The organism is Acinetobacter soli (assembly GCF_000760595.1).
Taxonomy (GTDB): domain Bacteria; phylum Pseudomonadota; class Gammaproteobacteria; order Pseudomonadales; family Moraxellaceae; genus Acinetobacter; species Acinetobacter soli.
On sequence record NZ_BBNM01000010.1, the window covers coordinates 16,095 to 35,546 of the forward strand.

Genomic DNA, 19,452 nt, shown 5'->3' on the forward strand with positions numbered 1-19,452 from the left:
GAAACGCCATGACTCGTCACGTATTTTGTCGTAAATATCAAAAAGAAATGGAAGGCCTCGATTTTGCACCATTTCCGGGAGCCAAAGGTCAGGAACTGTTTGAACATGTTTCTAAACAGGCATGGCAAGAATGGCTGAAGCATCAAACCACGCTCATTAATGAAAAGCGACTCAACGTTTTTGAACCTGAAGCGAAAAAGTTTCTGGAAGAACAGCGTGAAAAGTTCTTCAACAATGATGCCAGTGTTGAAACTGCCGAAGGCTGGAAACCCGAGCAAAACTAATCTTGCTTTTCTGGTTGACTCAGGCAGACCCGAGAACGGTCTGCCTGTTTTTTTATGTTTACGCCATACCCCATTGAGTCACGGATTCACTACGTTGTTTTTATAATCTTACAGATCATCATATAACATTACATAGCCTCACAAGACTACTCAAGACATCCTTACCAATGTGATCTACTATAAACCTATAGCAAGATGTTACCCCGCATCTTGAATAAAAATGCAGCTTAACGATGTTTTCATCCCAGATTTTCCCCCAAAAAATCTGGGATTTTTTTATTTAAAATTGAGGCTGATCGACGTCAGTTTTAAGATCACGTGATTCGATTTTTATGTGCATATAAAAAACCTTAGCATATCGCTAAGGTGTTTTGTGGCTGATAACAATGTGCTTGATCACAATAGAGTTATTTACGCTGCACATGTTGTTCAATTTCTTCAATTTTGGTGTGTCGTACATCGAGGCCTTTGGCCATATAAATGACTTGCTCTGAAATATTACGCGCATGATCGCCAATACGTTCAAGTGAGCGGAGCACCCACATCACATTAATCACTCGCGATATATGTCGTGGATCTTCAATCATATAAGTCATTAATGTTCGTGTCGCAGACTGATATTCACGATCAATGTCGGCATCAGCCAGTAATACTCTTAAAGCCTGCTCTGCATCGAGTCGTGCAAAGGCATCCAAGGCATCATGAATCATGACACGTACCTGATTCCCAATATGGCGTGTTTCCATGTAGCCACGTGGAGAACCGCCTTCTTCACATAAATTTTGTGCAATACGGGCAATTTTTGCAGCTTCATCGCCAATACGCTCAAGGTCGGTATTGGCTTTACTCATGGCAATCACCATACGCAAGTCAATTGCAGCAGGATGACGGCGTGCCAAGATCAGGGTCAGTCCCTCATCGATTTCGCGTTCATACTGGTTCACCACGTTGTCTTGGTATTGTACATCGACCGCCATTTCGACGTCGGTATCCAGCAAGGCATGAATTGCATTGGCCACCTGCTGCTCGACCAGCCCACCCATGGTCATGAATTTGGTATTCACCCCTTGCAAATCCTCGTTAAATTGAGAGGAAATATGGTGGGTCAAGACAGGATTAGTTGGACTCAAAACAGCCTCCAAAACGGGCTAAATGCACGGTACAAAGTTGAGCAGAGATTAAAGCACATTCATTGTGAAACTTTAATGACAATGCCGCAATTTCATTCGAAATTTAATCGTTGCCGAGCCAAGTATTCATCTGCACCAGATCTTCCTCACTGAGTTGTCCAACCGCAGCTTTGAGCTTGAGCACATTGATCAGATAATCATATTGGGCATTGACATATTCTTGCTTGGCCGAAAACGCATTGCGCTGCGCCAGCAAGACGTCCACCATGGTTTTGAGACCTTCGTTATAACTCGCAAAGGAAGCCTGCGACACCTGTTCGGCTGAACGCATGGCCGCTTGTCGCGCTTCGAGTTTGGATTGGTCGGTTTGTAATTGTAAAAAGGCTTGCTTGACCTCAACGCTGGCACTGCGCTCTGCAGCATCGAGTTGGGCCTGTGCCTGATCAAGCTGGGCAACGGCTTTTTTAATTGAGGTCTGGGTCTGTCCGCCATTAAATAGATTCCAGCTTAGCTCCAGTCCAATCTGATCAAAGGCACCATTGGTGGAAATCAGTGTATCTGGACTTTGTTTGGTATAACCATAAGTGGCCAATGCATTTAACTGTGGATAAAGTGCTGCTTTTTCCACACGGCGGTTATCGTCTGCATATTGGCGCTGTAGACGAGCTTGCTGAATAGATAAATTGTGCGTCTGAGCCAGTTGCAACCAGTCGTCTAGGCGTGCAGGGACTGGTGGCTGATACACCACATCGGTGCGAAGCACAGCTAATCCCTGATCTGGGTTATGCCCAATAAACCGATTGAGTTGCTCTTGAGCCAGCATCTGCTGCACCTGACCTGAAATGCGGTTCGCGCGCGCATTTTGATACTGCGCATTGGCTTCACTAACATCGCTTCGCGCCAATAAGCCCTGCTGTAATTTGGCATTCATCATCTTTAATTGTTCAGATAATGCCTGTTCTTCTTGTAAATAAGTACCATTGAGCGACTGCTGACGCAGTACATTAAAATATGCCTGTGCGACATCTAACAGATGTTGCTGTATCTGGATTTTCAGCGTGACTTCACTCAGCTGAACCGAGGTTTTTACTTGCTTATAGCCCTGCCATGCATCCATTCGAAATAGCGGTTGACGTGCGGTTAAAGAAACCTGTCTCTTGGTCGATGTGTTGCTAATCAAGCTGTTCGACACATCTGTGCCACCCGGAAAATCGAAAGACTGATCATTTTTAACGGATTGTCTGTCACGCGTCAGATTGCCCGCCAAGGTCACTGTAGGTAACAAGGCACCTTTGGCAATGCCCAAATTGAGTTGATCAGCCTGGAACTGATACAAATTAGCTTGCAAGGTTGGGTCATTTCGTTTTGCCAGATCGTAGGCACCCACCAGATCCAGTGCAAACAGCGACTGAACACCGCCCAACATCCCCATAACGACAATCAGTTTTTTTATAGACATCTAAGAATGATCAACCTTGAATAGTGCTGTTCTAGACTAAGAAAAATCAGGCAAAAATACAATTGATCCCGATCGGGATTTGTTCTTAAAAAGTGGCATATTTTGATCTTTAAATATCCGCAATCCATGCTAGTATGGGCGCATGCTTGACGGAGCGCGAGTAATAACTCGCTGAGATTGGGTAAATGATTGCCTTGCAATGATTTGATCCCGAGTACCGTTGAACCTGATCAGGTTAGAACCTGCGTAGGAATCAAGTTATCAAAATCTTAAGCCCTCTATTTGTGTTCTACAAATACACCCGCCATCGTTTTTGGTTGCTTGATTCGTTAGTGTTTTTCATAAGGATCATGCCATGAACCAATTAACGAATCTTTCTTCTGCTGATCTCTCAGCACAACATGAACAAGATGCAAAAGACCTAACCCGTATTTTGCCTGCATCTCGCAAAGTGTACATCCAAGGCTCTCGCCCAGACATTCAGGTCCCTATGCGTCAGATTGAACTGACCGATACACCTACTGGTTTGGGCGGAGAACACAATCCACCCGTGATGGTCTATGACACATCGGGCGCGTATACCGATCCGAATGTACAGATTGACTTGAATAAAGGCTTGCCACATGTTCGCCAGCACTGGATTGAAGCGCGTCAAGATACCGAACAACTGAGCACCCTCAGCTCAGCTTTTGGTCAGGAACGTTTAAAAGATATCCGTACAGCCGATATTCGATTTGCACACATTCAAAAACCTCGCCGTGCCAAAGCCGGACAGAATGTTACTCAAATGCACTATGCCAGAAAAGGCATCATCACACCGGAAATGGAATATATCGCTATCCGTGAAAACCAGCGCCAGCGCGACAATGTCGACATGCGCCAACACGCTGGACAGAATTTCGGTGCCAAAAACCTAACCGAAATTACCCCTGAGTTTGTGCGTCAGGAAGTGGCAGCTGGTCGGGCAATTATTCCGGCCAATATTAACCACCCTGAAATTGAACCGATGATTATCGGACGTAATTTTCTGGTCAAGATCAATGCCAATATCGGAAATTCGGCTTTAGGCTCGAGTATCGATGAAGAAGTTGCGAAAATGACTTGGGCCACACGCTGGGGCGCAGACACCATCATGGATTTGTCTACGGGTAAAAATATTCATGAAACCCGTGAATGGATCATCCGTAACTCCCCTGTGCCGATTGGAACCGTTCCGATTTATCAGGCGTTGGAAAAAGTAGACGGTGTGGCCGAAGATCTGACCTGGGAAATTTTTAAAGACACACTCATTGAACAGGCCGAACAAGGCGTCGATTACTTTACCATTCATGCCGGGGTGTTACTGCGCTATGTGCCTTTAACTGCCAATCGCCTGACGGGTATTGTATCGCGTGGTGGTTCAATTATGGCGCAGTGGTGTTTGGCGCATCATGAAGAAAACTTCCTATACACGCACTTCGATGAAATTTGCGAAATCATGAAGGCTTACGATGTCTCGTTTAGCTTGGGTGATGGCTTGCGTCCGGGCTGTATCCAAGATGCCAACGATGCGGCACAGTTTGGTGAACTACGCACTTTGGGTGAACTGACTCAACGCGCCTGGGAACACGATGTGCAGGTCATGATTGAAGGACCGGGTCACGTACCGATGCATATGATTAAAGAAAATATGGATCTGCAACTTGAGGTTTGTAAAGAAGCACCTTTTTATACCTTAGGGCCACTCACCACCGATATCGCACCGGGTTATGACCATATTACCTCGGCCATTGGTGCTGCCATGATTGGCTGGTACGGTACGGCCATGCTGTGCTACGTCACCCCCAAAGAGCATTTAGGTCTACCCAACAAAAAAGACGTTAAAGACGGGATTATCACCTATAAGATTGCAGCACATGCCGCCGACTTGGCCAAGGGTCATCCGGGTGCGCAAGTCCGTGACAATGCCTTGTCTAAAGCACGTTTTGAATTCCGTTGGGATGACCAGTTTAATCTGAGCCTAGATCCAGATACGGCGCGCAGCATGCACGACGAAACACTGCCCAAAGAGGCACATAAATCGGCACACTTTTGCTCGATGTGCGGTCCGAAATTCTGCTCGATGAAAATCACTCAAAACGTGCGGAATTATGCACAAAATCAGGAGAATAGCACTACAATCGATGCTTCATCTGAAGACATTGAACAGGGTCTCAAGAGCATGAAAGCGGCCTATCACGCAAACGGTCAAAAACTGTATCAAAAGCTCTAAAAATACGAAAAAAGCATTTGTCTTTAAATTGAACTCAGTTAGGATGAAATACAGTCACGTATTTCATCCTTTTTAATAATGAGTATGACCATAATAGAACAAGCCAGTTATTCACATGATGATGTTGAGGTAGAAAACCGTGAATCGCTCTATCAGGGATTTACACAGCTTGAAAAAGTCACACTCAAGCATCGACTTTTTGGGCAATCGCATTATACCCAGCCTTTCCAGCGCGAACTAATTCGAAGAAAACAGGCTGCTGGCGTGTTGCTTTACAACCACACCCAACAAAAATTTGCGCTTATTGAACAATTTCGGGTCGGTGCACTCGATGACACTCAATCGCCGTGGCAACTCGAAATTATTGCGGGTGTACTCGATGGCGATGAACCACCGGAAGAATGTGTTCGTCGTGAAAGTGTCGAAGAATCTGGATGTCAAATCGATGAACTGACGCATTTATTCTCGTTCTATCCATCGGCAGGTGCCTGTTCGGAACTTTTTCACCTCTATGCTGCACAAACTGATCTTCCAGAACATGGGGGCATCTTTGGTTTGCCTGAGGAAAACGAAAATATCCAGCTGCATATTTTAGATTATTCTCAAATCGAGATGCTGCTGAGTTCTGGGCGTTTGCGTAATGCACCCGTCATTATGGCGTTACAGTGGCTCTGGCAACAGATTCAACTCTCCACCGACTTAAGAGATATATGACTATGTTTCAGGTAGCCCCTTTTTCAAGTCAGGCGCATGTAATTATTCAAATTACCGACACGCATCTGCTTGAAGACCCTCAGCATGAATTCGTGGGCATTAATCCTGAACAGAGTTTTCATCAGGTGATCGCACATATTCGGGCACATTATCCCAAGATCGATGCCATTATTCATACGGGTGATCTGGCACAGACCCCTACCGCAGTCACCTATGCGCGTTATCTTGATTATATGCAAACCCTGGGCATTCCGTTTTTTCATGTGCCAGGCAATCACGACGATCCTGCACATTTTCCGTTTCATGCATCGTCACCGCAAGATATCAGTATTGTGGCGATGGGCCAATGGCATCTGGTGCTCTTGAACAGTGCTGTAGTCGGGAAAGTCGATGGCTGGATCAGCGACCATCAGTTAATGCAACTGCAGCAACATCTTCAACAGCACCCGAATGTGTCCACGATTTTGGCGTGTCATCATCACCCATTTGAAATGCAATCCAAATGGATTGACCAGCACAAACTAAAAAATACCGCCACATTACTGGATGTCATTCACGCTCATTCACAAGTGAAGGCAGTGCTGTGCGGCCATGTGCATCAAGAGTCCTCACATCGCTGGGAACATGTCGAGTTTTTATCATCGCCCTCGACTTCGGTTCAATTCAAACCCAGAAGCGATGACTTTGCCTTTGATGCCTTGCCGTCTGGCTATCGCGTGCTGAAACTACAAGCAAATGGTGAGTTTGAAAGCCATATTCATCGTATCGAAAAAATGCTACAAAACATAAATACTGAAATTTCAGGCTATTAACTTTTCTTTTTTATTTTTTTGGCTTATTTTAAGGCTTGAGTCCGATAGATTCACATAAAATCCACATCGGCACGACTATCATCTTCGTGTAAAACTCTATATGATGACGTCCCCGAGGGAAAATCCGCCAACGGGATTGGATAAAAAACACTTGCATACCACCATATTTTTTGCGTATAGATAATACGTATATGATGAGGAATGCCCTTTATGGCGAATGACAACCAAAACCACGTCTTAGACGAAAATACCCAAGTTCTAGACGCCGAAAAGGCGGCTAAGCCTGCACGCAAAGCCAAGCCAAAGGCCTCTGAAGGGGGCACTACTGCCAGCTTATTTGGTATCGCGCCTTATCAGCCTAAGAAAAACGAAGAATACATGTCTGATGCTCAATTGGATCACTTTCGCCAAATCCTTGAGGCGTGGAAAAGTGAATTAATGAGCGAAGTGGATCGCACCCTAAACACCATGCAAGATGAATCATCAGCATTACCTGATGTCAACGACCGCGCCACGCAGGAAGAAGAGTTTGCAATTGAGTTACGTACCCGCGACCGCGAACGTAAATTGATTCGTAAAATCGAGCAGTCGCTTGAAGAAATTAAAGCAGGTGATTACGGTTACTGTGAAACTTGCGGCATTGAAATTGGTCTGCGTCGTTTAGAAGCACGTCCAACAGCCACCCAATGTATCGACTGTAAGACGCTTGCAGAGATCAAAGAGAAGCAAAATAACGGTTAATACGATGCCTCATCGTGATACTGCTTATGTGGGTCGGTTTGCGCCATCGCCAACCGGCCCTTTGCATTTTGGATCGCTCATTACTGCCATTGCCAGCTATTGTGATGCCAAAGCGCATCAAGGCAAGTGGCTGGTTCGCATCGAAGATACCGATATTCCACGAATCTACCCGGGCAGTGAAGCACATATTTTAAAATGCATTGATGCCTTTGGTTTTGAGCCAGACGACGAAATCGTGTTTCAGCGCAATCGTTTGACGCTGTACGAACAGGTGCTCGACCAATTACATGCACAGGGGCAGATTTATGCTTGTCAATGCACCCGTAAACTCCTCGGCTCCAATGCCATTTATCCTGGCACCTGTCAAACACTGAATTTAGCCTTTGAAGATCAGGCCATTCGGGTCAAAGTCAGCGCAGTTCCCATTTGTTTTGATGATCGTTTGCAAGGCAGACAATGCAGCAATCTGGCCGATGAACTCGGTGATTTTGTATTAAAGCGTCGTGACGGCATTTTAAACTATCAACTGGCGGTGGTGGTCGATGATTATCTACAAGGTGTCACGGATGTGGTGCGTGGTGCAGATTTACTTGACAACACCCAACGGCAAATTTGGCTTCAGCAGCTTCTGGGTTACCCTACACCGCGCTATATGCATTTACCACTGGCGATGAACGAGCACGGACAAAAGCTTTCCAAGCAAAATCTGGCGGCTGCACTCGATCCGGCACACGCAGCTGATTATATTCAACAGGCACTTAACGCCTTGCAGCAACCTAATGTAGAACGTGATACACCTCGGCAGATGCTTGCGCAGGCCGTGGCTCAGTGGGATGTAGAGCAGATTCCCAAACACACCATGCTCGAAGGGATTTATCTCTAATCCAATAATAAAAAAAACCGTCAAATGACGGTTTTTTTTATTGAAGCAAATCGATTAGAAATTCGATTCTTCACGATCTGGATTGAGCTCTTGCGTGGAAGCATCGACACGCAAAATCAGACTAATCATCGCAGCACACATCATTAATGATGTTCCACCATAACTAATAAACGGTAAGGTAAGCCCTTTGGTTGGCATCAAGCCCATATTCATTCCTGCATTTACAATGATCTGTAGCAGAAAAATAATACTGATCCCATACGCCAGATAACCTGCGCGCAAGAAGTTGTGCTTCAGTGCACGATGACCAATTTTGATACAACACGCCAGCATAGTAAACGACAAGCCGATGACAATCGAAATACCGACAAAACCAAACTCTTCACCCAATACCGCCAGCATAAAGTCGGTATGTGCCTCAGGCAGGTAAGAGAGCTTTTGTACACTGTGCCCGAGCCCTGTACCGAACCATTCCCCGCGGCCAAAGGCCATCAATGCATTTGAAAGCTGATAGCCTGTTCCGAGTGGATCTGCCCACGGATTGGTAAATGATAAGGCACGTGCCAGACGATAAGGTTCAAACAAAATTAAAAAGCCGATGCCCATCACGACCGCGCCCAGCATAATCGCAAACTGAGTGGGCGGTGCGCCAGCCAAGAAGAAAATACCGACCATCATCAGGACAATCACCACGGTGGCGCCCAAATCCGGCTCGGCAATAATCAGCCCGACCGTAATAGCCATAACACCACTTAAGCGAACCAGTCCTTTCCAATGGGTACGCACCTCTTTGGCACGTCGTACCACATAATCGGCGGTAAAAATGGCCATCATCACTTTGGCAACTTCGGTCGGCTGTAAGGTAAAACCTGCCAGTCGAATCCAGCGGCGCGAACCGTTCACTTCTGTTCCAATCACCAAAACGGCAAGTAACAGTAAAATCGTGATCAGCCATAATGAAAAGGTATTTTTAAACCAGACATTCAGCGGTACTTTATAAACGAAATAGGCCACGATTGCTGCGGTTGCAATTGAAATCGCATGGCGAACCACATAGTGAAATGGATTCTCATGCATATATTCGGCATATGGCATCGAAGCGGATGCCACCATCACCGAACCAATACAAAGCAAGCACACCACACAGAAAATCAGCACGTTACGCGCCGTCATTTCGGTCGGTACACGCGGCATCCAGCGATCGTACCATTGATTAATTTTGGTTATGGTTGTCTGAGCAAAGCCAGCCATCACATTATCCTTCTGATTTTTGTTATTTAAACAAGGGCATTTACACAAGCAACAAATTGATGCCCGCGATCTGGATAGCCTTTAAACATATCAAAGCTTGCACAGGCAGGAGACAGCAATACGACGTCGTTTGCTTGGGCATGCTGTTGCGCCTGAGTCACGGCGTCTTGCAAAGTTGAAACATGCACCATTGACGCTGTTCCCTGTAATGCCTGTTCAATTTGTTGGGCATCTTCACCCATCAGAATTGCCGTTTTGACATATTTTTCAACCGATGGGCGCAGCAAGCTGAAATCTTGCCCTTTACCCTGTCCCCCTAAAATCACCACCACTTGACCATGTTGGGGTTGAATGGCGGCACCGAGGCCATCAATGGCTGCCAATGTAGCGCCGACATTGGTGCCTTTTGAGTCATTATAGTAACGTACATCATGAACAGTTTTAACGTATTCACAGCGGTGCTCTAGGCCCTTAAACTGTTTGAGTGTCTCGAGCATGGAGTCAAGCGGTAGTCCAATTGCTTCGCCAAGTGCTAAGCAGGCCAGTGCATTGGCAATATTGTGCGTGCCTTGAATGTATAGCTCGGTGCTTTTGATGAGGCGGTTACGACCACGTGCAAGCCACATCGTCCCGTCATCTTCGCGCAACACACCGTATTGATTGATGTCTGGTGCATTCAGTCCAAAGCTTTGCATCGGGGTGTTGTCTGGCACAAGTGGACGGGTTAAGCCGTCATCACGGTTGTACACCACCTTTTTTACGCCCTGAAAAATTCGGTGCTTGGCCTGATGGTAGCCTAGCATATCCCCATGACGATCCAGATGATCTTCACTCATGTTTAATACAACAGCCACTTCAGCATTCAGATGCGAGGTGGTTTCGAGCTGAAAACTTGACAGCTCAAGCACCAGCAATTCAGGCTCGTCTTTTAGTAAATCGAGTCCCGGACGACCTAAGTTCCCCCCTACTGCTACGCGTTTGCCTGCATCTTTGGCCATCTGACCAAACAAGGTGGTGACCGTACTTTTGGCATTTGAACCAGTAATCGCCACAATGGGAACAGTAGTGGCACGGCGTAATACCTGAATATCGCCGATCACGGGTATACCGTGCGCAATTGCTTGCTGAATTTCAGGCAACTGTGGCGCTAATCCAGGGCTTAAAATAATTTCTTCTGCTTGTAAGAGCAACTCCAGATCCAGCGCACCAAAATGAGTTTGCACCTCTGCCGGAATCTGATCATGCCCCGGGGGGACTGCACGAGAATCTGTGACAGCAACGCGGTAGCCTTGTTCATGTAAAAAATTAACGGCGGAAACCCCTGAGATTCCTAGACCCGCAACGACTTTTAGTCCACCCCGTTGTATAAGCATGCATGCCCCGCATTGTGACAAAAATTGATTGCCAAAATGGTAGCACTTTGGGGTTTTGAATGCTTTTTCAGTTTTGGTTTTATTCGACGTTTTTTGTGTCAGCGCGTAAAAAAAGCCATCGATTTGATGGCTTTTTAATCAGTTGATCTGCGGTATTATTGCAACCATTTTACCGGCTTGATCTCTTGCACTGGCGATGTCGGCTTATCGTCAGTCGAACATCCGCAGCTACCGCCACATCCGGCCACCATTTTGGGTTTTAAGCGTGTTGCCAGTGCGTGCCAGCCACGTTGTTGGCACTGATCTGAAAGTGACATAAATAGTGCAGTCGAAGTTTTCGGAAAGACTTTCCTGAACACTACCCATGCACTCCAGATGACCAATACTGCAATAATCAGATACTCAATCATGCTCCACCTCAACCACTCAAGAGAAAAAACGTGATGCCAATTGATACGTCAAAAATGACATCAAATACGCCAGACCGAACAAATATCCAGTCATGACAGCCACATTTTTCCACGATCCCGTTTCACGACGAACCGTCGCCAATGTAGCCAAGCAATGCGGCGCATAAACAAACCACACCAGCAAAGCAAGCCCGGTTGCAAGCGACCATCCTGAACCATCAGCACTGATCAGACTCGATAGCCCTTGCGTAACCGCATCTTCACTGGTAGCAGATAGTGCATACACTGTGCCGAGTGCGGCCACAACCACTTCACGCGCTGCCATTGCTGGAATCAGTGCAATACAGATTTGCCAGTTAAAGCCAAGCGGCGCAAAAATAGGTTGAATCAAATGTCCCAGCATACCGGCAAAACTATAATCAATTGCCGGAAGCGTTGCGCCTTCTGGCGGCTGCGGAAAGGTACACAAAAACCAAAGCAAAATCGACAAGGCAAAGATAATCCCGCCCACACGCTTTAAGAAGATTTTGGCGCGATCCAGTAAACCAATTCCCACACTTTTTAAATCGGGTAAACGGTAACTTGGCAGTTCCATCAATAAAGCATGTTGTGAATTGTCTTTTTGGAAAAACTTCATCACAAACGATACGCATAGCGCACTTAAGATACCCGCCATATATAAGGCGAATAAGACCAATCCTTGCAGGTTAAAAACTCCCCACACGGTTTGTGCAGGGATAAAAGCACCAATCAATAAGGCATACACCGGCAAACGCGCCGAACAGGTCATCAGCGGTGCCACCATAATGGTGGTGAAACGGTCGCGTGGATCGGTAATACTTCGCGTGGCCATAATGCCCGGAATAGCACAGGCAAAACTTGAAAGGAGTGGAATAAATGCACGCCCACTTAAGCCAGCTTTAAACATGAGTTTATCGAGCAAAAAGGCAGCTCGTGGCAGATAGCCAGATTCTTCAAGCACCAAAATAAAAAAGAACAGAATCAAAATCTGCGGCAAAAACACCACCACGCCGCCGGCACCAGCAATAATCCCATCGACCACGAGGCTATGCAGTAAAGGCTGGGAAATGTAGGCACCCACACTTTCCCCCAACCAGCCGAAAAAGCCTTCAATGCTGTCCATAAATGGCGCAGCCCAAGCAAACACGGCCTGAAACACCACAAACATCAGGAGTGCCAAACTGAGCAGACCAAGCACCGGGTGTAAAAAGATTTTATCTAAGAGATCGGAACGCGCATCCGCATCTTCTACAGACTGCACCACGTCATTTAAAATCATTTCAATTTTTTGATGGTGTGTGCCTTTTAGACCCGTCATTTCGGTTTGCGGCACCATAAACTTGTGCTGATCCAGCGCACTCATCAGATTTTGAATCCCTGAATTACGCACTGCAACCGTTTCAACGACAGGCACTCCCAAACGCTCCGAAAGCTTTTGTGAGTTCACCTGAATACCTCGGCGACGTGCTTCATCCATCATATTCAGCACAACCAATACCGGTCTTTTGAGTTCAAGAATTTCCAGCACTAAACCTAAATGAAGTTTTAAGTTGGTGGCATCGACCACGCATAAAAATGCATCCTGATCGCGCTCTCCTTCAATTTTGCCTAAACACACATCGCGGGTAATGGCTTCATCTGGACTGGTGGCACTTAAGCTATAGGTCCCTGGTAAATCGAGCACGCGCACCGGTTTTTTTGAAGGCAGATCAAAGTGTCCGACTTTACGCTCTACTGTCACACCAGCATAGTTGGCAACCTTCTGGCGCGTACCGGTTAGGTGGTTAAATAAAGAGGTTTTACCGCAGTTAGGATTTCCAACAAGGGCGACACGAAGTGCTTCACTCATGTGCCTGCTCCTTCTTGACTGATTTGAACTCTTGCAGCTTCTTCTTTACGTAAAGCAAAGCGGGTAAAACCCAGTTGCACCAGAATCGGATCGCCACCAAACACGCCTTTTGTCACGATCTGTACCTTTTCACCCGCAACAAATCCTAAGGTTTCAAGGCGGTTTGCGATTGGATCTTGTTGATCCGGACTGCCATCAAGGGTATGATCCACCGCTGTGATGATGGCAGTTTGCTTCACTCTAAGTTCTGATAAACGCACTGCAATTTGATCCTGAAAGCTTTTGCATAGTATACATCCAAATGAGAATAATTAACAAATAAGGAATCGTTACGATTCACATCTGTAAAATCTCATCGACAGCAAACGCTGTTTACACTAATGTATTGTTATCACAGAACATCTGTTGCTTGAATGATCAGTAAAAAGCCCCGTACGCCTGCGCCAATTACAATTCCAAAACCATTTAGTTTTTTGCATGGCTTTAGAGACTATCTGGTGGCACAAAGTGTCAGCCCGCATACCCGTAACGCATATTTAAGCGATTTGATCCAGTGTGCCCAATTGTCTCGCCACGCCCTGCCCGAATGGAGTGCCGATGACATCTCGGATGTTTTGATTGAACTCACCAAACTGGGGAAAAGCCCGCGCTCAATAGCACGCTGTCTCTCGGCACTGCGTCAGTTTTATAAGTTTTTACGTGAACAGAAAATTCGAACCGATAATCCTGTGGCGCTGCATAAAAGCCCGAAACTGGGTCGAAGTCTGCCACAAGATTTATCTGAGCAAGATGTCGATGCACTGATTCATGCACCAGATACCTCCACGGCGCTGGGGCTACGCGATCGTGCCATGCTTGAAGTTTTATATGCCTGCGGTTTACGGGTGTCTGAGCTGCTGAACCTAAAGCTGGAGCTGATTAATTTAAAGCAAGGCTATTTGCGTATTACCGGTAAAGGCAACAAAGAGCGTTTGGTGCCTCTGGGCCAGTTTGCGACTGAATGGGTCGAGCGCTACCTGCGCGAATCACGCCCTGCGCTATATAAAAGCGCGACCGATTATCTCTTTTTAACCCAGCATGGCGGCATTATGAGCCGACAAAATTTTTGGTACGCCATCAAGCGCTATGCATTGCAAGCCAATATTCAGATGGAGCTTTCTCCGCATACCTTGCGCCACGCTTTTGCAACACATCTACTCAATCATGGTGCCGACTTGCGTGTGGTGCAGTTACTCTTGGGGCATAGTGATTTATCGACCACACAGATTTATACCCATGTGGCTCAAATCCGTATGCAGCAATTGCATGAACAATACCATCCGCGCGCTTAATCTTGCCAACAAACCAAATGCAAAGACGGATCAGTTACAGAGCGCATCGAATAATTACCATCAGTTGGATTTTTTTTTGATATTCTAAAAGCCTTTAAATAACAATTGAAATGAAAAGGGTTGTTTATGTCATTTACCCGTTCGCACCTTTTTATCGCCTGCGCTTTGGCTGGAAGTTTAGCCGTATCGGCATGTTCCAAGCAGGATGATGCTGCAAAACAAGATACGTTGACTGCAAATACACCGGCAACGGGTGAGGCATCGACCTTAAGTGAACGCAATGCTCAACAACGTCTGATTTCGACTTTGCAGGATCACCTCAAAAGTGCCAACATCAATGCCAAAATTACCGGTGTTCAGTCGACCGAAGTACCCAACCTGTATTGGGTAAGCTTAGATGGCATGCCATCGGTTTATGCCACCAGCGATGGTAAATACATTATTCAAGGCGATGTGATCCGGTTGGGAAATAAAGAGTTGGTAAGTGTAGGTGAAGCCTTACAAGCCAAAGAAAACAAAAAATTATTTGCAACGCTCAAGACACAAGATCTGATTGTGTATCCAGCCAAAAATGGTAAAGCCAAGCATGTGGTCTACGTATTTACCGATGCAAGCTGTCCGTATTGCCACAAATTGCACGAGCATCTTGATGAAATCAATGCCAAAGGCATAGAGGTCCGTTATATTGCTTGGCCGCGTGGCGATCAGTTCATGCCGACCATGGAAGCAATCTGGTGTAGCGCAGATCGTAAAGCAGCATTTGCGCAAGCCGTTCAGGGCCAACCGGTACAAGCAGCACAGTGCAAAAATCCTGTACGTGATCAGTATCAACTGGGTCAAAAAATTGGCGTGAACGGTACACCTGCTATTTATAGCGTCGAGGGTGAATACTTGGGCGGTTACTTGACTCCTGAGGAGCTTGATACACGTCTTAATAAGTAATCAAGCCTGCTTATATTTGCAGTGCTACATTGTTCAAACTTAAATCATCTTGACTAAAAAACAATAGCGTTGGCATTTCCTTATGGAAATGCCAACAAACCCTAGAGTCTGACGATTTTTTTAGCTATGATCTAGACCTATTGAATTTTTATGCATGTATGGAGTGTGACGTGAAACCAGTTCGTCTGGCAATACTCGGTCTCGGAACCGTTGGTGGTGGTGCCCTTAAACTATTACAAGAAAACGCTGCTGAAATTAAACGTCGCACCGGTCGTGAAATTCAAATTACCTACGTTGGCACTCGCCGTCCTCGCCCAGATCTTGACCTTAATGGCATTCAGCAAAGTGACGATTTAATGCACATTGTGCGCCAGCCCGATGTAGACGTCGTGGTTGAGGTAATGGGCGGTATCCATCCTGCTTACGAACTTATCATGGAAGCCATCAAGCATGGCAAACAAGTGGTCACAGCCAACAAAGCGCTTCTGGCCGAGCATGGTAACGAACTGTTTAAAGCTGCCGAAGACAATGCTGTTCAGATTGCATATGAAGCGGCAGTGGCTGGCGGCATTCCAATTATTAAAGTGATTCGTGAAGGTTTGGCCGCAAACCGTATTGACTGGTTGGCTGGAATCATTAATGGAACAGGCAACTTTATTTTGACTGAAATGCGCGACAAAGGTCGTGCTTTTGCAGATGTCTTAAAAGAAGCACAAGAACTCGGCTATGCCGAAGCTGATCCAACCTTTGATGTTGAAGGCATCGATGCGGCGCACAAACTGACCATTTTGGCCTCGTGTGCTTTTGGTATTCCGCTTCAATTTGACAAAGTGTACACCGAAGGGATCAGCAAGATTACTGCACAAGATGTCAAATATGCAGAAGAACTAGGTTTTCGAATTAAGCACTTGGGTATTGCCCGTCGTGCAGAACACGGTATTGAACTTCGCGTACACCCGACCCTGATTCCAGAAGAAGAACTGATTGCCAACGTCAATGGCGTTAAAAATGCTGTACTGGTACAGGCGCATGCGGTTGGCCCAACGTTGTACTACGGCGCAGGTGCAGGTGCAGGCCCTACAGCATCTGCTGTGGTTGCCGATATCGTCGATATTGTACGTGATATTTCTTATACTGAAGATGGTGCAGGCACCATTCCACAACTTGCTTTTGAAGCCTTGACCGACCTTCCAATCTTGAAGCGCGAAGAAATGACCACAGGTTATTACTTACGTGTCGATGCTGAAGACCAAACCGGCGTACTGGCAGACATCACCACGATTCTGAGCCGTGCAGGCATCAGTATCGATGCGATTATGCAGCAGTCGCGTTTAAAAGATCTTATCCCGATTGTGATTTTGACTGATCCAGTGGTCGAATCCAAAATGGATGACGCCATTGCAAAAATTCAGGCTTTACCTGCAATTCATGGCGAAATTGTGCGAATTCGTTTAGAATCGCTCGATAGTTAATCAGGTGGAGAGGGTTAACCCTCTCGCCAGCTCTACCTTACTCTTGGAACATAAATCATCATGTCTAATGCCAATCGTTATACCGGTCTTGTGGATCGTTATCGTGACCGTTTGCCAGTTTCTGCAACGACGCGTGCCATTTCTTTAGGTGAAGGAAATACTCCGCTGATTAAACTAGAGAATATTCCACGCATTATTGGCAAAGATGTCGAAATTTATGTGAAATATGAAGGGCTTAACCCAACTGGTTCATTTAAAGACCGCGGCATGACCATGGCAGTGACCAAAGCTGCTGAAGAAGGTTCAAAAGCCATTATCTGTGCATCAACAGGTAATACTTCGGCGGCAGCGGCGGCATATGCTGCACGTGCAGGCATGAAAGCATTTGTCTTGATTCCAGAAGGCAAAATTGCAATGGGCAAATTGGCTCAGGCCATGATGTACGGCGCAATCACCATGCAAATTCGTGGTAACTTTGACGACGGTATGCGTTTAGTGAAAGAAGTGGCCGACCAAGCACCGGTCACGATTGTAAACTCAATTAACCCGTACCGTTTACAAGGTCAAAAAACCATTGCCTATGAAATTGTTGAATCATTAGGTCGTGCGCCAGACTACCACTGCTTACCTGTTGGAAATGCAGGAAACATCACCGCACACTGGATGGGTTATACCGAAGCGGTTGCCAACCAGCCAGCTGAGCAGTTCGAGCAAGTGATTTACGATGCTGAAACCGATCAGTTTACGGGCCCTAAACCAGACGATCTGCCAACGATGGTCGGTTATCAGGCAGCAGGTGCAGCACCATTTATGCGTGGCGCACCGATTGAGCAACCTGAAACGATTGCAACGGCTATTCGTATTGGTAATCCACAAAGCTGGAACCATGCCAAAGCAGCTGTTCGTGATTCAGAAGGTTGGTTCGATGAATTAACAGATGCTGAAATTCTAGAAGCGCAGCGTTTATTGTCGATGTACGAAGGCGTATTTGTTGAGCCTGCATCTGCTGCCTCAATTGGCGGTGCAATGCGCGACATCAAAGCGGGTAAAATTCCTGAAGGTTCTGTGATTGTCTGTACCGTTACAGGCAATGGCTTAAAAGATCCGGATACTGCAATCAAGCAATGTGCAGATGCCGTGATGCTGTCTATCGATGCCACCATGACACAAGTGAAAGACTCTATCTTGTCGAACATGTAAGTTATCAGGCAATAAAAAACCCGTTCTCTGAAACGGGTTTTTTATTGCACTTGTTTGTATATCGTTTTAAATGCGCTTTGGTTGCTGTGCCAGCCAGTTTAAGAGGTTGGTTGCATCGTTGTTACGCGATTGCGTTGAACCTGCACCGAGCAATACCACCACCGCAGGACGCGAGTTAACGGTTGCATGCATTACCACACAACGGCCCGCTTCATTGATATAACCAGTCTTCGATAAATTAATATTCCAGCCACCATTTCGTACCAACGCGTTGGTATTGTTTGATTTCAATACGCGATAACCCAGATTGAAGTCATAGCTAGGTGTGGTCGAAAACTGACGGATCAAACCATATTGCGAAGCAGCACTGACTAAAATCCCCAAATCACGTGCTGACGAGATATTGTGCGGATCGAGTCCTGAAGATTCAACATAGTGTGTTGAGCTCATGCCCAATTGACGTGCCTTGGCATTCATGGCCGCCACAAATGCTGGACGTCCGCCCGGATAAGTACGTGCCAGTGCAGCAGCAGCAGGGTTTTCAGATTTCATTAAAGCAAACAGTAATACTTCGGCACGGTTCATCTTGTCGCCTACGCGCAAGGTTGAACTCGAATTTTTCCCACCTGCCCCGGCAAAATCAATCGATTCCAAGGTGATTTCTTGGGACATATCCAAGCGCGCATCTGCGGTCACCACAGCGGTCATCAGCTTGGTAATTGATGCAATCGGCATCGATGCATTGGTATTTTTACTAAACAAGACTTCGCCTGTTTGGGCATCCATCACCAAAGCCGCACGAGCGCTGACAGCAGGTTGCGCGCCATAACCACCAGTATCACGAATTGCCGATGGCGCAGCAGGTGCAGGCGTAAGCGTGGTGGTCGTGGTACTGCGTAATGTGGTTGTGACAGACGTCGACCCCTGAGGACTGGCAGCAGCCTCAAGCGAACGGTCTGAATTTAATAATTGATTTGCGTCATCCGATGACCAGCTTAAAGATGCAGCACCAGCAGCATTCCCCGGAGATGGATTCACAATGAGTTCTGCAAAGCTTGTTGAACTCAAAGCTAGCAAAATCGACATGCCCAAAGCATGTTTCAGAGTTTTTTTGGCATATTTCACGGTAAATTACTCAACTCAGGGTGAACACAAATTTGCTTATTACCTGCATTATGCCTTACATTTGGACATACAGCATGACGGTAATGTCAGACATGTTTGCGTACAACTATTCTCTCAACTTATGTGAATAGAATTGCTAATTTTGTCATTACAATGCAAGTGAATTTTGCTTTATGTAACAAAAAACCATCTTTGTAATTTCAG

General features: G+C 46.2%; 18 protein-coding genes and 1 riboswitch. Of the genes, 10 read left to right on the forward strand and 8 right to left on the reverse strand.

Annotated elements, in window-relative coordinates; all coding sequences use genetic code 11:
* The first annotated feature begins 8 nt into the window (after positions 1 to 8).
* Positions 9 to 284, forward strand: a complete 276-nt coding sequence (locus tag Aso01_RS11990; protein WP_004932314.1) for an oxidative damage protection protein — start codon at positions 9 to 11, stop codon at positions 282 to 284.
* Positions 285 to 691: 407 nt separating this feature from the next.
* On the opposite strand, the gene phoU is transcribed toward Aso01_RS11990, so the two are convergent.
* Positions 692 to 1,414: a phosphate signaling complex protein PhoU gene (gene phoU, locus Aso01_RS11995; RefSeq protein WP_004932310.1), complete on the reverse strand. Its 723-nt coding sequence runs from the start codon at positions 1,412 to 1,414 to the stop codon at positions 692 to 694.
* Positions 1,415 to 1,517: 103 nt separating this feature from the next.
* Positions 1,518 to 2,873 carry a multidrug efflux outer membrane protein AbuO gene (gene abuO, locus Aso01_RS12000; protein ID WP_004932307.1) on the reverse strand — a complete coding sequence of 452 codons (1,356 nt, stop codon included), beginning with the start codon at positions 2,871 to 2,873 and terminating at the stop codon, positions 1,518 to 1,520.
* A gap of 140 nt (positions 2,874 to 3,013) precedes the next feature.
* Positions 3,014 to 3,143, forward strand: a riboswitch (TPP riboswitch).
* Positions 3,144 to 3,228: 85 nt separating this feature from the next.
* On the opposite strand from abuO, the gene thiC reads away from it, so the two are divergent.
* The 5 genes from thiC (at position 3,229) to gluQRS (ending at position 8,274) form a co-directional block, all read left to right on the forward strand.
* Positions 3,229 to 5,124, forward strand: coding sequence for a phosphomethylpyrimidine synthase ThiC (gene thiC / locus Aso01_RS12005; RefSeq protein WP_004932304.1), 1,896 nt, complete (start codon positions 3,229 to 3,231; stop codon positions 5,122 to 5,124).
* A gap of 84 nt (positions 5,125 to 5,208) precedes the next feature.
* Positions 5,209 to 5,838, forward strand: coding sequence for an NUDIX domain-containing protein (locus tag Aso01_RS12010; protein ID WP_039909747.1), 630 nt, complete (start codon positions 5,209 to 5,211; stop codon positions 5,836 to 5,838).
* A gap of 2 nt (positions 5,839 to 5,840) precedes the next feature.
* Positions 5,841 to 6,650, forward strand: a complete 810-nt coding sequence (gene cpdA, locus Aso01_RS12015) for a 3',5'-cyclic-AMP phosphodiesterase (RefSeq protein ID WP_004932299.1) — start codon at positions 5,841 to 5,843, stop codon at positions 6,648 to 6,650.
* A gap of 210 nt (positions 6,651 to 6,860) precedes the next feature.
* Positions 6,861 to 7,391: an RNA polymerase-binding protein DksA gene (gene dksA, locus Aso01_RS12020; RefSeq protein WP_004932295.1), complete on the forward strand. Its 531-nt coding sequence runs from the start codon at positions 6,861 to 6,863 to the stop codon at positions 7,389 to 7,391.
* A 4-nt stretch (positions 7,392 to 7,395) separates the two neighbouring features.
* Positions 7,396 to 8,274 (forward strand): tRNA glutamyl-Q(34) synthetase GluQRS, encoded by an 879-nt coding sequence (gluQRS, locus tag Aso01_RS12025; RefSeq protein ID WP_004932292.1) that lies wholly within the window; start codon positions 7,396 to 7,398, stop codon positions 8,272 to 8,274.
* Between the two features lie 54 nt (positions 8,275 to 8,328).
* On the opposite strand, the gene ftsW is transcribed toward gluQRS, so the two are convergent.
* The 5 genes from ftsW to Aso01_RS12050 all read right to left on the reverse strand — a co-directional run bounded on the left by ftsW (position 8,329) and on the right by Aso01_RS12050 (position 13,438).
* On the reverse strand, positions 8,329 to 9,525 hold the full coding sequence (gene ftsW, locus Aso01_RS12030) for a putative lipid II flippase FtsW (protein ID WP_004932288.1): 1,197 nt from the start codon (positions 9,523 to 9,525) through the stop codon (positions 8,329 to 8,331).
* Between the two features lie 26 nt (positions 9,526 to 9,551).
* Positions 9,552 to 10,898, reverse strand: a complete 1,347-nt coding sequence (gene murD / locus Aso01_RS12035) for a UDP-N-acetylmuramoyl-L-alanine--D-glutamate ligase (RefSeq protein WP_004932285.1) — start codon at positions 10,896 to 10,898, stop codon at positions 9,552 to 9,554.
* 155 nt (positions 10,899 to 11,053) lie between these two features.
* A complete protein-coding gene (locus Aso01_RS12040) occupies positions 11,054 to 11,308 on the reverse strand; it encodes a DUF6587 family protein (protein WP_004932283.1) in 255 nt (84 codons plus the stop codon).
* Between the two features lie 16 nt (positions 11,309 to 11,324).
* Positions 11,325 to 13,178 (reverse strand): ferrous iron transporter B, encoded by a 1,854-nt coding sequence (feoB, locus tag Aso01_RS12045; protein ID WP_004932280.1) that lies wholly within the window; start codon positions 13,176 to 13,178, stop codon positions 11,325 to 11,327.
* Positions 13,175 to 13,438: a FeoA family protein gene (locus Aso01_RS12050; protein ID WP_004932278.1), complete on the reverse strand. Its 264-nt coding sequence runs from the start codon at positions 13,436 to 13,438 to the stop codon at positions 13,175 to 13,177. Before Aso01_RS12050 ends, feoB begins: the two co-directional genes overlap by 4 nt.
* Before the next feature lie 153 nt (positions 13,439 to 13,591).
* On the opposite strand from Aso01_RS12050, the gene xerD reads away from it, so the two are divergent.
* The 4 genes from xerD to thrC all read left to right on the forward strand — a co-directional run bounded on the left by xerD (position 13,592) and on the right by thrC (position 18,123).
* A complete protein-coding gene (gene xerD, locus Aso01_RS12055; RefSeq protein ID WP_004932274.1) occupies positions 13,592 to 14,509 on the forward strand; it encodes a site-specific tyrosine recombinase XerD in 918 nt (305 codons plus the stop codon).
* A gap of 126 nt (positions 14,510 to 14,635) precedes the next feature.
* Positions 14,636 to 15,451 carry a DsbC family protein gene (locus Aso01_RS12060; protein WP_004932272.1) on the forward strand — a complete coding sequence of 272 codons (816 nt, stop codon included), beginning with the start codon at positions 14,636 to 14,638 and terminating at the stop codon, positions 15,449 to 15,451.
* Positions 15,452 to 15,621: 170 nt separating this feature from the next.
* Positions 15,622 to 16,923 (forward strand): homoserine dehydrogenase, encoded by a 1,302-nt coding sequence (locus Aso01_RS12065; RefSeq protein WP_004932270.1) that lies wholly within the window; start codon positions 15,622 to 15,624, stop codon positions 16,921 to 16,923.
* A gap of 60 nt (positions 16,924 to 16,983) precedes the next feature.
* A complete protein-coding gene (gene thrC, locus Aso01_RS12070; protein ID WP_004932267.1) occupies positions 16,984 to 18,123 on the forward strand; it encodes a threonine synthase in 1,140 nt (379 codons plus the stop codon).
* Positions 18,124 to 18,189: 66 nt separating this feature from the next.
* Here the strand turns inward: thrC and pbpG are convergent, their stop codons facing one another.
* A complete protein-coding gene (gene pbpG / locus Aso01_RS12075) occupies positions 18,190 to 19,248 on the reverse strand; it encodes a D-alanyl-D-alanine endopeptidase PBP7/8 (RefSeq protein WP_004932264.1) in 1,059 nt (352 codons plus the stop codon).
* Positions 19,249 to 19,452: the final 204 nt, after the last annotated feature.

Coding starts and splice junctions, on each gene's coding strand:
- Aso01_RS11990 (WP_004932314.1), top strand. CDS start 9: ATGACTCGTCACGTATTTTGTCGTAAATATCAAAAAGAAATGGAAGGC.
- abuO (WP_004932307.1), bottom strand. CDS start 2,873: ATGTCTATAAAAAAACTGATTGTCGTTATGGGGATGTTGGGCGGTGTT.
- thiC (WP_004932304.1), top strand. CDS start 3,229: ATGAACCAATTAACGAATCTTTCTTCTGCTGATCTCTCAGCACAACAT.
- Aso01_RS12010 (WP_039909747.1), top strand. CDS start 5,209: ATGACCATAATAGAACAAGCCAGTTATTCACATGATGATGTTGAGGTA.
- cpdA (WP_004932299.1), top strand. CDS start 5,841: ATGTTTCAGGTAGCCCCTTTTTCAAGTCAGGCGCATGTAATTATTCAA.
- dksA (WP_004932295.1), top strand. CDS start 6,861: ATGGCGAATGACAACCAAAACCACGTCTTAGACGAAAATACCCAAGTT.
- gluQRS (WP_004932292.1), top strand. CDS start 7,396: ATGCCTCATCGTGATACTGCTTATGTGGGTCGGTTTGCGCCATCGCCA.
- ftsW (WP_004932288.1), bottom strand. CDS start 9,525: ATGGCTGGCTTTGCTCAGACAACCATAACCAAAATTAATCAATGGTAC.
- murD (WP_004932285.1), bottom strand. CDS start 10,898: ATGCTTATACAACGGGGTGGACTAAAAGTCGTTGCGGGTCTAGGAATC.
- Aso01_RS12040 (WP_004932283.1), bottom strand. CDS start 11,308: ATGATTGAGTATCTGATTATTGCAGTATTGGTCATCTGGAGTGCATGG.
- feoB (WP_004932280.1), bottom strand. CDS start 13,178: ATGAGTGAAGCACTTCGTGTCGCCCTTGTTGGAAATCCTAACTGCGGT.
- xerD (WP_004932274.1), top strand. CDS start 13,592: ATGATCAGTAAAAAGCCCCGTACGCCTGCGCCAATTACAATTCCAAAA.
- Aso01_RS12060 (WP_004932272.1), top strand. CDS start 14,636: ATGTCATTTACCCGTTCGCACCTTTTTATCGCCTGCGCTTTGGCTGGA.
- thrC (WP_004932267.1), top strand. CDS start 16,984: ATGTCTAATGCCAATCGTTATACCGGTCTTGTGGATCGTTATCGTGAC.